Annotated in this window: 13 protein-coding genes; 4 read left to right on the top strand and 9 right to left on the bottom strand. The window is 62.6% G+C overall.

The annotated features are described in order from the left end of the window. Positions 1-99 precede the first annotated feature (99 nt). The 3 genes from NKG99_RS14085 (at position 100) to NKG99_RS14095 (ending at position 2,176) form a co-directional block, all read left to right on the top strand. A complete protein-coding gene (locus NKG99_RS14085) occupies positions 100-972 on the top strand; it encodes an aldose 1-epimerase family protein (RefSeq protein WP_352868463.1) in 873 nt (290 codons plus the stop codon). Between the two features lie 40 nt (positions 973-1,012). After that, positions 1,013-1,666: a glutathione S-transferase family protein gene (locus NKG99_RS14090; protein WP_352868466.1), complete on the top strand. Its 654-nt coding sequence runs from the start codon at positions 1,013-1,015 to the stop codon at positions 1,664-1,666. Positions 1,667-2,002: 336 nt separating this feature from the next. Further along, complete coding sequence (locus tag NKG99_RS14095; protein ID WP_352868469.1) at positions 2,003-2,176, top strand: hypothetical protein; 174 nt, start codon at positions 2,003-2,005, stop codon at positions 2,174-2,176. Positions 2,177-2,259: 83 nt separating this feature from the next. Here the strand turns inward: NKG99_RS14095 and NKG99_RS14100 are convergent, their stop codons facing one another. The 8 genes from NKG99_RS14100 to NKG99_RS14135 form a co-directional block, all read right to left on the bottom strand. Further along, positions 2,260-3,171 carry an agmatinase gene (locus NKG99_RS14100; protein ID WP_352868472.1) on the bottom strand — a complete coding sequence of 304 codons (912 nt, stop codon included), beginning with the start codon at positions 3,169-3,171 and terminating at the stop codon, positions 2,260-2,262. 543 nt (positions 3,172-3,714) lie between these two features. Continuing rightward, complete coding sequence (locus NKG99_RS14105; RefSeq protein WP_352868475.1) at positions 3,715-4,533, bottom strand: MBL fold metallo-hydrolase; 819 nt, start codon at positions 4,531-4,533, stop codon at positions 3,715-3,717. Continuing rightward, positions 4,530-5,348, bottom strand: coding sequence for a TatD family hydrolase (locus NKG99_RS14110; protein WP_352868478.1), 819 nt, complete (start codon positions 5,346-5,348; stop codon positions 4,530-4,532). The genes NKG99_RS14105 and NKG99_RS14110 overlap by 4 nt, the downstream gene beginning before the upstream one ends. Then, on the bottom strand, positions 5,348-6,898 hold the full coding sequence (metG, locus tag NKG99_RS14115; RefSeq protein ID WP_352868481.1) for a methionine--tRNA ligase: 1,551 nt from the start codon (positions 6,896-6,898) through the stop codon (positions 5,348-5,350). The genes NKG99_RS14110 and metG overlap by 1 nt, the downstream gene beginning before the upstream one ends. A 142-nt stretch (positions 6,899-7,040) precedes the next feature. Continuing rightward, positions 7,041-8,096, bottom strand: coding sequence for a DNA polymerase III subunit delta' (locus NKG99_RS14120; RefSeq protein ID WP_352868483.1), 1,056 nt, complete (start codon positions 8,094-8,096; stop codon positions 7,041-7,043). Beyond that, positions 8,093-8,767, bottom strand: a complete 675-nt coding sequence (gene tmk / locus NKG99_RS14125) for a dTMP kinase (protein WP_352868486.1) — start codon at positions 8,765-8,767, stop codon at positions 8,093-8,095. Before tmk ends, NKG99_RS14120 begins: the two co-directional genes overlap by 4 nt. A gap of 141 nt (positions 8,768-8,908) precedes the next feature. Next, entirely contained in the window at positions 8,909-10,075 is a 1,167-nt protein-coding gene (locus tag NKG99_RS14130; protein ID WP_352868565.1) for a D-alanyl-D-alanine carboxypeptidase family protein, read from the bottom strand. 103 nt (positions 10,076-10,178) lie between these two features. Continuing rightward, the gene (locus NKG99_RS14135; protein ID WP_352868489.1) at positions 10,179-11,399 is read right to left on the bottom strand and encodes a septal ring lytic transglycosylase RlpA family protein; all 1,221 of its coding nucleotides are present in this window, start codon (positions 11,397-11,399) and stop codon (positions 10,179-10,181) included. A 469-nt stretch (positions 11,400-11,868) separates the two neighbouring features. Between NKG99_RS14135 and NKG99_RS14140 the strand changes: the two genes are divergently transcribed. Then, positions 11,869-12,075 carry a hypothetical protein gene (locus NKG99_RS14140; protein ID WP_352868490.1) on the top strand — a complete coding sequence of 69 codons (207 nt, stop codon included), beginning with the start codon at positions 11,869-11,871 and terminating at the stop codon, positions 12,073-12,075. A 515-nt stretch (positions 12,076-12,590) separates the two neighbouring features. On the opposite strand, the gene NKG99_RS14145 is transcribed toward NKG99_RS14140, so the two are convergent. Beyond that, entirely contained in the window at positions 12,591-12,755 is a 165-nt protein-coding gene (locus NKG99_RS14145) for a hypothetical protein (RefSeq protein ID WP_352868493.1), read from the bottom strand. Between the last annotated feature and the right edge of the window lie 197 nt (positions 12,756-12,952).

The raw sequence follows: 12,952 nt of genomic DNA on the forward strand, positions 1-12,952 counted from the left end.
TCCGGCAAGCACCGGGACGAAGGCGCCAACATGCTCGCCCTTTGAGTCCGCGAAGGCTTTTGCTAACCTGGCTGTCCCGCCAGCAAACCGCGAGGACATATGGAACAAGACAGCCTGATGCTTCGCGGCGACGGCATCTCAGCGACCGTCGTCGGGCAGGGCGCCGAACTGGTCTCTCTGCGCGATGCCGACGGCACGGAGTTTCTGTGGCAGGCCGGCCCGGAATGGCGGCGTCACTCGCCGGTGCTGTTCCCGATCGTCGGGCGGCTGAAGGGCGACCGGTTGCACCATCAAGGCCAGACTTATCCGATGACCCAGCACGGCTTCGCGCGCGACAAGCCGTTTGCCTGGGCGGAGAGGGGGCCGGGGTCCTGCACATTGGTCCTCACCGACGACGCCGATACCCGTGCGCATTACCCCTTCGCCTTTCGGCTTGAAGTGACCTACGCGCTGGACCGCAAGCAACTTGGTGTGAGCTTCGACATCACCAACACCGGCAACAAGCCGCTGCCGGCATCGATAGGGGCGCACCCGGCGTTCAATTGGCCCTTGCTGCCGGATCTGGCCAAGACGGATTACCGGCTGATCTTTGCAGAGGACGAGGCTGCGCCGATCCGCCGGCTGAAGGACGGCCTGCTGTTGCCGACGCCGCAGCCGACGCCAGTCGAAGGCAATATCCTCAAGCTCTCCGAACGGCTGTTTGACGAGGACGCGGTGATTCTGGATCGGCCTGCCAGCACCAGCGTGCGCTACGCCGCCGACCGTGGTCCGGCGATCGAGATGTTGTGGCAAGGGGTTCAGGAGTTGGGCGTCTGGTCAAAGCCGGGTGGCGCGCCGTTCCTTTGCATCGAACCCTGGCACGGCATCGCAAGTCCGGTGGACTTCGATGGCGATTTTATTGACAAGCCGGGCCTGATGCTCATCGCGCCTGGTGCGAAGCGCGTGCTGAGCTATCAGATGCGGCTGCTGTGACGCCCTTGTTCGATAGACCCGGCCACACCGGCGGTGCCCGATGAAGCTGTACTTCAGCCGCAATCCCAATCCTCGGCTTGCCGTTGCGGTTGCACGCTATCTCGATGCGAAAGTCGAGTTCGAATTCGCCTCGCCATTCGCTCCGGGACAAGCAGAGAAGTATCGCCCGTTAAATCCCAATCTCTCACTGCCCATCCTTGTGGAAGACGAGGGAAAAAGCCTCTGGGAGGCAGACGCCATCGCCTGCCGGCTTTCGCGCGGCGCACATTCGGATTTCTGGCACACCGGCGATGACGAACCCGAGATGATTCGGTGGCTCAGTTGGGGCAAGGAGCACTTCGCATTCGCTTGCGACACGGTGCATTTCGAACGTGGCACCAAACAGCGCTATGGCATAGGCCCGATCGATCAGGAACGCGTGGACGAGGGGCTAGGACATTTCCGCACCGCCGCCGCAATACTCGACGCCGTGCTTGCCGAGCGGCAATGGCTGGTCGGAAATTCGGTTTCCTACGCGGACTTTCGAATGGCAACCTTTCTGCCATTCAACGATGCCGCCAGACTGCCGCTTGAAGACTATTCGTCTGTCAGCCGCTGGTATCGTCGGCTTGAAGAGATCGATGCCTGGCGCGACCCCTTCAGGGGACTGAATGCGCCCGAATTGCCGCCGGTCCCGCGAGCGGTGGCGGATTAGCGGAGCCGGCCACTTTCAACGAACGAGAAGCGTGGGTTTGACCATGATTACGGCTCGCAGATCGGACTACGCCACGCCATCGCCCATCCCCCGAGAAGCATCGCCAGCTGGAGGAGGCGGTGAGCGAGGAGGGGTTTCGGCACGAGTTCATTGGAGAGGTGAGCGACGATGTCGCCGAGCGCCTGCCGCCGGATCTGTGGAAACTCCACTGGCCTCTGATGGATACGCCGACCCGTCGTCGGCTCGCGGTCGGCCTGATGGAGAAGCTGGAGGCGAACCTCGACTGGTTCCCACGCCTATCTGCGCGCAAGCTGAGCTCTTCGATGGTGCCGGCCAATGGTCGCCGACGCTTACGAGATCTATCTGAAGGCCGAGGGTATCCCACCGCTCGAGAGGACCGCGCTGGGTGTCCAGCTCTTCCGCGAGGATCGTGAGCCGGAGTTCCTGATCGAACTGCCGGAGCGGATCCAGATTCATCGCATCCTGGTCGACCGGGAGGGCTTGCGCTGAGGCTTGGGGCGGCACCGGGCAAACCACCTGTCAACAAATGGCACCGGTATGCTACGCCATTTGTGCACCAGAGGAAGCCGGCTTCAAACCTGCCGCACGATGGTGCCGATCACATTGACGAGAAGGCGCGCGGCGGTCAGGGCCGACAGGCCGTCAATATCGGCCGGAGGATAGAACTCGACAAGGTCGAATCCCCCGATCCTGGCCCGCCTGCCGAGCCCCGCGATCAAGTCGATCACCTGCGTGTAGGTGAGGCCGCCGAGCGTCCGCGCCGCCACGCCCGGCATGATGCTTGGATCGAGGCTGTCGCAGTCTAGGGTTACGACGACCCGCGCGCCTTCCGGAATATGCCGGAGTGCAGCTTCGACGCCCTGGGCGTGGACCTCGCGGGCGGTCACGAAGCGGCTGCCATAGCGCCGTGCCGCTTCGATGTCGGTGAGGCGCGCGCTGCCGACACTACGCAGGCCGACCTGCACGATGCCGGCGACATGCGGCATCTCGCTCGCCCGGCGCATCGGGCTCGAATAGCCGTTGCGTTCGCCATCCACCTCGTCGCGCCAGTCGATATGGGCGTCGATCTGCAGGATCCAGACCGGCCCGTGATCCGTAAAGCCGGCGAGGAACGGAATGGTCACGGAGCAGTCGCCGCCAACAAGAATCGGTACAGCCAGCAATACCAGTGCCTCGCGTGTCTTTGCCTCGATCCGGGCCCGGTTGCCGGCATTGTCATGCATGGTGGTCGGGATATCGCCGGCGTCGATGCAGCAGACCGGCTTGCCGTCGAACAGCGGGCCGCCGAGATCGAAATCCCAGTGCTCGACCAGCGCGGCATCGTCCTGGCTCGCGGCGCGGATGGCGTCGGCGGCCAGGGCATGGCCGCTGCTGTCCTGGCCGGAATAGGTGCTGCCGTGACCGGCCCCGAAGATCACCGCATGGGGTACCCGCCCATCGGCGAGGCGGTCGGGTAAGCCGAGAAAGAGAGACGAGGCGGTCATTTCTTGATGGTCCTGATGGTGAATCCCAGACAGGCGCGACAGGGCGGCCTGAGACACGCTAGCCGCTTCGTCGGCAAGACGCCATGATCGAAGACCCTCTTCCTCTCGCCGCCGTGAGCGCCCGCTCGGGTTCAGCTTGTCGGCCCGCAACGTCCAAGTGAAGCGGTGACAGCGGCGCGCGGGGCCGCGTGACCGCAACCCACATCCGAAAGTCGCATAAGATAGATTATGGAACTAATGCGTTGGGGCGATGCCGGAAATTGTCGATATTTTTCATCGGCTTGCTGCCAAGCCGCGTATTGCCTTGATCCGGCCGGCAACGCTAGGCTGCTGATGAAGAGGTCAAACCGAGCGATTAAGTTTGCGATCGAGCTGTTCGTATGTCGATCCCGCGCACCGGCATCGGGTATCGGCCAGGCGCCGCTCCTAGAAATGTTGTGGGACGATCACACAGGGGCGCTTCCGTATCCTCGCGTCGGCTATGAGTGGATTGGACGCTGTTCATGTTCGGGTCAAGGAGCGGGGCGTGAAGACCCCTTGCTATCATGCTGACTCATAAGGGATTTCGATCATCATTCCATCATAGGCCGGCTCGACGTTGGCTGGTGTCTCGGCCATCACCGTGGCGTAGTCGAGCGGCACATGCATATGAGTCAGCACGGCGTGTCCTGGCGCCAATCGCTCGATCCATTCAAGCGCTTCTCCAAGTGACAGGTGACTTGGGTGCATCCGGTACTGCAGCGCGTCGATGACCAGCACGTCGAGGCCCCGCAGCCGTTCGGCGGTGGCCTGCGGAAAGCCGCTGATATCAGGGCAATAAGCGAGCGCGCCGATGCGGAAGCCGAGCGATATGATGTCGCCATGGATCTGCGGCAACGGCTCGAGGGTGAGGGCACCCCCCTCTCCTTCGATGACCACCGGCCTGGCGTGGTCGATGAGATGCGGCTTGACGATCGGCGGATAGGAACTGCCCTGCGGCGTCTCGAAACAGTATCCGAATGCTTCCCGCAGCCGAAGCATGGTCACCATGTCGGCGTGGATATCGATCAGCTGGCGCTGATCGAGGACGAAACCGCGCAGATCGTCGATGCCGTGGATATGGTCGGCATGCGGGTGCGTATAGACGACCGCATCGATGCGTTTGACGCGGGCCAACAGCATCTGCTGGCGGAAATCAGGCCCGGTGTCGATGACGACGGTCGTGCGGCCGCCGTTGGCCGCGATCCGCTCGACCAGCGCGGCGGTGCGCATGCGCCGGTTCTTCGGATTGTCCGGATCGCATTTACCCCAGTCGCCGGTGATGCGCGGCGTGCCTGGCGACGAGCCGCAGCCGAGAATGGTGAGGCGCAGCCGGTCGGTCATCGTTCAGGCACTTTGCTCGGCCAAGCACTTTGCTCGGGAGGTCGCGGCATTTTGCCGAACAGGCGGAAGAAATTGTTCGTTGTCAGCGCGGCGATTTCGGCCTCGCCGACGCCGATTGTGTCGGCCAGCACCTTGGCCGTGTGCGCGACATAGGCCGGCTCATTGCGCTTGCCGCGAAATGGGATAGGCGCCAGATAGGGCGCGTCGGTTTCGACCAGCAGTCGGTCATGCGGCACGTCGGCGGCAATGGCGCGCAACTCAGCCGAATTCTTGAATGTCAGGATGCCTGAGAACGACACGTAACCACCGAGCGCGACACCGATTTCGGCAAGCCGACGCCCCGAGGAAAAGCAATGCAGGATGAAGGGGAAGGCGCCCTTCCCTGTTTCGTCCTCGAGAATACCAGCCATGTCGTCGTCGGCATCGCGCGAATGGATGACCAGCGGCAATCCTGTCTCACGCGCCGCGGCGATGTGATTGCGAAAGCCTTGCGCCTGTGCATCGCGTGGCGCCTTGTCGTAGAAATAATCGAGACCGGCCTCGCCGATCGCCACCACCTTCGGGTGAGCGGCCAGCCGCACGAGATCGGCCGACGTCACGTCCAGCTCTTCCGCGGCGTTGTGTGGATGGGTGCCGACCGAACAGTATACTTCGTCGAAAGTTTCCGCGATTTCAAGGATTTGCTGAAACCGCTTCACGCGGGTTGAGATCGTCACCATACGGCCGATTCCAGCCGCCTTGGCGCGGGCGACAATAGCCGCCCGCTCCTCGGCAAAATCTGGAAAATCCAGATGGCAGTGGCTGTCGACAAGCATCAGATGCTCGCGTCCGGCTGTTCGACATAACGCGGAAACACGCCTTCCGGCACGGGCAACGCAGTGCCAGGCACCAGCGCATGGTCCGCGTGGACATGGACGAAGTCGCGGCTCTCCGCCGGTATCGCCAGCAGGTCGAGCAGTTTGTTGGCCGATCCCGGGACGAAGGGCTGACACAGCAGCGCCACGCGACGCACGACCTCGGCGGTCGTCCACAGCACGGTTTCCATGCGCGCCGGGTTGGTCTTCTTCAACGCCCATGGTGCCTCACCGGCGAAATATCGGTCGGCTTCCGCCACCACGTCGAAGATCGCCGCCAGTGCCAGGTGGATACTTTGCCCAGCCATCGCCTTGCGCGCCGTGGCAAGAGCCGCCGCCGCCTGGTCGAGGATCGCCTTGTCGGCTTCCGTCAGGTCGCCGCGCTGCGGCACCACGCCGTCGCAGTTCTTGGCGATCATCGACAGCGAGCGCTGCGCCAGATTGCCGAGGCCGTTGGCAAGGTCGGCGTTTGTGCGGTTGACGATCGCGTCGTGGCTGTAGCTGCCATCCTGGCCGAACGGCACCTCGCGCAGGAAGAAATAACGCACCTGGTCGAGACCGTAGTGCTCGACCATCGCGAATGGATCGACGACGTTGCCAACCGATTTCGACATTTTCTCGCCGCGGTTGAACAGGAAGCCATGCGCGAAGACGCGGCTTGGCAACTCGATGCCGGCCGACATCAGAAAGGCCGGCCAGTAGACCGCATGAAAGCGGACAATGTCCTTGCCGATGATGTGCGTGGCCGGCCAATAGCGCCATTGCTCGGCCTTCGTGTCGGGGTAGCCGGCGGCGGTGATGTAGTTGGTCAAGGCATCGACCCACACATACATCACATGCTTGTCGTCGCCTGGCACCGGCACGCCCCATTTGAAGGTCGTGCGCGAGATCGACAGATCCTTCAGCCCGGATTTGACGAAGCTCAGCACCTCGTTGCGGCGTTCGGCAGGTCCCACGAAGTCAGGCTGGCTGTCATAAAGGGCCAGCAATTTGTCCTGATAGGCGGAAAGCCTGAAGAAGTAGCTTTCTTCCTCGTTCCATTCGACGGGCGAGCCGAGCGGTTCGCGCCGCACGCCGTCTTCGCCGAGCGTCGTCTCGGCCTCGTCGAAATAGGCTTCCTGGCGGACCGAATACCAGCCGCTATAGCGGTCGAGATAGATGTCGCCATTGGCGGCCATCGCCTTCCAGATCGCCTGACAGGATTCATAGTGGCGCGGCTCTGTCGTGCGAATGTACTCGTCATTCGAGCCGCCCATCGCCTCGGTCATCTCGCGGAAAATCGCCGAATTGCGGTCGGCGAGCACCAAGGGCGTTATGCCTTCCTTCTCGGCCGTCTGCTGCATCTTGAGGCCGTGTTCGTCGGTGCCGGTCAGGAAAAAGACGTCCTTGCCGTCCAGCCGCTGGAAGCGAGCCAGCGCGTCGGTTGCAATGACCGTATAGGCATGACCGATATGCGGCTTGCCGTTTGGGTAAAAGATCGGTGTGGTGATGTAGAATTTGTCGCGTGACATGAATGAACCGTCATGAATGTCTGAATGGAAAGGCGTGGCGGTGGATATCGCATCGAGACGGCGATTGCCATCCCGAGGCCAATGCATGCCGCCCAAAAGTGGCCCCGGTTCTAGGGGCAGCGGCAATGCATCGAAAAGGCCGTCACATTCGCATTGCAGAATTCAGCCGGTCGATCATGGTCAAGGCGTGCTGCTTCTTGTCGAGATTGTAGGTGTCGGTCTCAGATATAGCGTCCAGCGCCTCATGCCAAGTGTCCGACAGGGTTTTGGCCCGTGCGAGATCGCCCGCCAGCGCCGCCTGGCTTGCCGCGTCCGACAAAAGGTCGAGCGCCCGGCGGTTGAAAATATCGAACTGGATCGCCTGGTCGCGGCCGGCCACAGCCTCGGCAAGGCGAAACGCGCCGCCGACATCGCTCTTTCTGCCCGTGACCAGGGCATCGAGCGTCGAGGCGATCTCCAGCCCACCATACTGCGTCAACAGGATCGCGTTGCGCGCGCTGCCGCCTGCCCGGCCGACCAGGGCCGCCCGCGCCGCCGGATCATCCGGCGGCGGCGGTTCCGCCGTTTCCAGCACCGCCATCAGCTCGTCGGCGTCGAGCGGCGTCAATCGCACCATCTGGCAGCGCGACCGGATCGTCGGCAACAGGCTGCCCGGAGCATGGACAACCAGGATGAACAGCGTTCGTGCCGGCGGCTCCTCAAGATTCTTCAGTAAGGCATTGGCGGCATTGGTGTTCATGTCATCGGCCGGGTCGACGATGACGACCCGGTAGCTACCGTCATGCGAGGTCAGCGACAGGAAGCGGTTGACCTTGCGGATTTCATCGACGGTGACGACGGTCTTGAAGCTCTTGGTCTTGTCGTTCAGCGGCCGGGTCAGATGCAGCACGCCAGGATGCGCCCCGGTGGCGATCTGGCGAAACAGCGACGAGGCCGGATCGGGAATGGCAAGGCTTTCCGGCGCCTGCGCGAAATCCGGGTGCTTCAAGAGATGATGCGCAAGGTGGAAGGCGAGCGTCGCCTTGCCGATGCCGACCGGTCCGGAGAAGATCAGCGCATGCGGCAGCTTTCCCGCACGGTAAGCGGCGGTGAGCATATCAGCGGCCTGCCGGTGTCCGACTAGGCGCGGCGTTTCGGATGGCTCGGGCACGCCGTCCAGCGTGTCGTGCTGCTCGGGTGCGATGCGTTCGAAGATCATGCCGGTGTCGCCTGCCTGCTGCGCGCCGGCGTTCTCGCTTCGAGCGCCGCGAACACGGCGGCGGTGACGACATTCTCGACCGCATCCGGCTCGGCGGCCGCGTCGACCACGATACAGCGCTCCGGCTCGGCCGCGGCGATCGCCAGAAATGCCTCGCGGCGAGCCTGATGGATCGCCAGCGTCTCCTTTTCGAAGCGGTCGGCGTCTGCGTCGGTACCGCGCCGCAGCGTTGCGCGCCTGAGGCCTTCCGCCGGATCGATGTCGAAGATCAGGGTCATGTCGGGCATCATGCCGTTGACGGCGACCTGCTCCAGCGCATCCATGAACGCCGGATCGATGCCACCGGTGACCCCCTGGTAGACGCGCGAGGAATCCAGGAAGCGGTCGCAAAGCACGATGGAGCCACGCTCGACCGCCGGCCGGATGACCTGCTCGACATGGTCGGAACGCGCGGCGGCGAAAAGCAGCGCTTCCATCTTCGGCCCGAACGGTTCGGCGGCGCCCGAAAGCAGCACATGCCTGACCGCTTCGGCGCCCGGCGAGCCGCCCGGTTCACGGGTAAGGAGGACATCGTATTTCTTGGCGCGCATCTTCCTGGCCAGCCGCTCGATCTGCGTCGACTTGCCTGCTCCTTCGCCGCCTTCGAAGGTGATGAAAAATCCGCGTGCCAACCGAGAGGCCTTCTTGTCCATGCCTGAATGGGATTGTAGCGCTCTAGATAGTCCGCGTTCGACGAAACGTCCATGCCGTCAATCTTTGCTTTTATGCATGTCGTTTCCCCAAAAACCGGGACTACTTTTGAGCGACATGTATTAGCGCAGCCAGCCGACCGCCAGTTCCTTGACAGCGTCGAGCGCGCGCTGCGGCAGTGTGCCGACGCCGATCGACTCGGCGGCGAAAAGTGGTGTCTCCTGGCTCAGCGTATCGCCGATCCAGACACGCAGCGCGCCCACCGGCTGCCCCTCCTCCACCGGCGCCGCGACCGGGCCGTTGTAGACGATCCTGGCCGTCAGCTTGTCGCGGTTGGTGATCGGCAGGAAGATGTCGATCGGGCCCTTGGCCTTCAGCGCCACCCCGGATTTCGCGCCGCCGAAAACCTGGGCTTCTCCAACCACTTCGTCCTTGGCGAAGATTTCGGTCTTCTCGAAGGAGCGAACGGACCAGTCGAGCAGCTTTCGCGCCTCCTCGGCGCGCTCCTTGTCGGAGGCCAGGCCGCTCATCGCCGCGATCACCCGCGTGCCATTATGGCTGACTGAACCGACGATGCCGAAGCCAGACGCCTCGCTCGCACCAACCGCCAGGCCATCGGCGCCGATATCCATCGCCAGCAGCGGATTGCGGTTCCTCTGTGAGATCTTGTTCCAGGTGAAATCCTTCTGGCCGTAGTAGCGATAGAAATCCGGATAGTCGCGCCACAGGTGCACGGCCAGCTGCGCCAGTTCACGCACAGTCGTCTGCTGGCCATCCGCCGGCAGGCCGGTCGAATTGACGAAAGTCGATGTCTTGAGGCCGATCTGGCGGGCGCGTTCGGTCATCTGCGCGGCAAAATTGTCCTCGGACCCGGACATGCCTTCGGCGATGACGATGCAGCCATCATTGGCCGCCTGCACGATCACGCCCTGAATCAGGTCCTCGAGCCGGATCGCCGACTTGAGCTTGGCAAACATCGTCGATGTCCCCGAAGGCGCGCCACCCTTGCGCCAGGCGTTTTCGCTGACCACGAACGTATCGTCGAGCTTCAGGCGGCCGGACTTGATGGCGTTGAACACCACTTCCATGGTCATCAGCTTGGCCAACGAAGCCGGCGGTATCGGCTTGTCGGCATCCTTCGAAAACAGCACCGTCCCGGTCTCGGCATCGATCATGAAGACCTGCGTAGCCTTGGTCTCGAACAGCTGCGCACGGGCTGGAGCCTGGGAAAACAGCAGCAGGCCAAAAACCAGAAGCCCGGCGAGAGGCTGGAGCAAGCGCAATTGCATGATGTTCGACCCATTGGCCGGCACGGCCGGCAAGCCCGCGAAAACTATCAGGCTTTTTGCGCGGCGGATCAACCGCGCAGCGGAAATCCGGCCTGGCTTGCGCTCAGTTGCGCACAGCCAGCGCATCCGGCGCGCCATGCGACCATGCTGCCTGCAGCAAATCGTCCAGATTGCGTTGGCCATCGGGATAGAGATTGACCGAATACCAGTCCTCGCCATCGAGTTCCGAGCGCTGGATCTCGATCTTGCCGAATGCGGCAAGCTGAGCGGCAATGCGCCTGGCCTGCGCTGCATCCTCGAACGAGCCGGCAGCGACGTAGTCGGTAGCCGAACCTGGCGGCTGTCGCTTCCATGATTGAAGGACGTCGGCCGGCGACATGCCCTCGCCACCCAGCGCGGCGAAGGCATTGGAGGCGCGTTCCACCCGCTCGTCCGCGTAGGACAGCGAGGCCACCGCAAACGGTGATTGCCGCGGCAGGCTGATCTCCGGGCGCTCCGGCACGATCGGTCCGAAATCGGGCAGCGCCAGATCGCCAAAGGCCGGTGACCGCGCCGACATGACCGGCTGGCCGGAATCGGTCAACTGACCCGGAAACGGCACGGCGGCAGTGCCGGCAGACAGGCTTGGCGACGGCCCGTTCATGGCCACCATGACGCCGCTCGGCAGTCCGTCCGACGGATCCGGCGCCCTGTTGCCGGGGTGATAGGAGGCCATCAGATACTGGTCGTCATCGCCGTCGAGCGGTGCACGGCCGACATACTCGACCTTCACTTGAGCGGTGCCAATATTGGCATAATCAAGCATCTGGGCGGCGCGCTCCGACACATCGATGATGCGCCCTTCGTGATACGGGCCGCGATCGTTGACGCGAACGATGACCGAACTGCCGGTCTTGAGATTGGTGACGCGGGCGTAGCTTGGTAGCGGCATGGTCGGATGCGCCGCCGTCAGGTGGGTCATGTCGTAGACTTCGCCATTGGCGGTAAGCCGGCCATGGAAGGCATCGCCATACCAGGAGGCCAGGCCGACCTTGGCGTAGCGCTTGTCTTCCTTCGGGTAATACCATTTGCCGCGGACCTGGTAGGGCTTGCCGAGCTGATCCCTGCCGCCGCCGCGTTGCATGCGCCCGTTCTGGGAGAACACACGCGGGCTTGCCTTCACGCCATATTCGGATTCGGAGAAATATTCCTTGGAGCGGGTCTTCTTGTAGACCATCGCTTTGGACTCAGGCTGCGACGCGCAAGCCGCCAGCAAGGCGGCCGACATGGCAAACAACGCGACCGTGGCAGCGCGACGAAGACGCGGGTGCGTCACAGCCTGCATTTTCCTGATGTCCCCTTCAGTCTCGACCTAAGACGCCGCGTTCAAGCATCAGAGGAGCCAAAACACTCACTCGACAAATACCGACGACGCCTTGAACCCCGGTCCTTTGTGCGCAGGAATTGTTTATCACGATATTAACCGATTGTGGCCGGAACCGGGCAAGATTGTGACGCCATCACCGTGCCGAGCACCGTGAAAGGTCACGGCCTTTGCCTCGCTGCCTACGCAGCCCACAATGTCGACATAACGAATGGCGAAGGCACCGGCGCCAGGTTGCGGAAGTCGCCCAAAGTGACCACCTCCTGGCCCGACGGCGAGGCCGGCATTATCGACGACAACAAAATGCAGTCGGTTCGGAGTTATATCGTTTTACACAATCCCTAGTTGCTAGACTCGCGCGACACGCCGGCTGTTAATTTTGCCTCAGGGCGAGGAGGGAAAAGGTACCGAACTGGGAGGATGTAGTCGCATGAATTACGATTTCGGCCTCGGCCATCTATCTGAAGACAATCAGCCTTACGAAGTCACCTCTTTCGCCAAAAAACATGGCTTAACTATACGAGCCGCGGACGCCGTTCTTTTCGCCAAAGGCCCATCTCGGACGGCCTGCGATGCCGCCGCATTGGCTTTCCTCTGTGCGGTCGCCGCACACGCCAAGAAACAATCGGCGCGCTAGCCTTCCGCGATCACGACTCGGGTCGATTCGCTGGGCCGGCGCCTTCGGGAAACTCTGCAACCCGAGTAGGTTGCCGGCCATTCTCCTCTTGCTGAAGTCGTCAAGCCGCTCCCTTCGGGGAGCCGGCTTGCGTTTATCCGTGGCCGGCGCGGTCTGGCGTTTCATGCACGCGATATGGTCGGCACGTATGCGCCATATCGACGAGACCGCTTAAGTGAAGGCCCGCCGCCTCATTTGCGAAGCGACAGGCCCTTCCCCTACCCACAATCGTCTCAACGCAATTCCAGTGCCAAATTGATTGACCCATTACGGGTCACTAACCGCACCGGTGCTCGGGCTCCGCTTCCGCGATCACACCATAGGCTAACGCGATCACGCGGTTCACAATACAACTACAAGCGGTCGATTCCTTAGGGATGTAGCCACTCCAAAAGCCCGCCGCGGGTCGCTCTCGTGGCGGGTTTTTCATCGGCTGGGGTTTCGGGCTTCCTCTTGCATCGCCTAACGGGCCGGCCCTAACGCTTCTTCGGCTTCGGCGTAATTTCTTCAACCCGCACCTTGTCGCCGATCTCTTTGGCCATCGCCAGGGCTTTGGTCTTGTCCTTGGTGGTCAGTATGGTCCGCCAATGCGGCTTCTCGAATACGCTCACGACGTAGGTTGTCGCCGGGATATCCGTCATCCTATCCCTCCCCAGGGCCCGAGGCCCGCGCCACTTGCGGAGGCGCGGGCCGATCGGGGCGGTGCGTATCCCGATCAGCGGCGATGGGGTGAGCATCGCCTGCCGCAACCACAACAGTTAGAGATCGCTAATGTTCCGTCAAGGCGATTTGGTCCGATCGAATGTCAGCTTCCAGTCGCGATTGTGCTCGGCCGGGA

The organism is Mesorhizobium sp. M1409 (genome assembly GCF_040317535.1).
GTDB lineage: Bacteria > Pseudomonadota > Alphaproteobacteria > Rhizobiales > Rhizobiaceae > Mesorhizobium.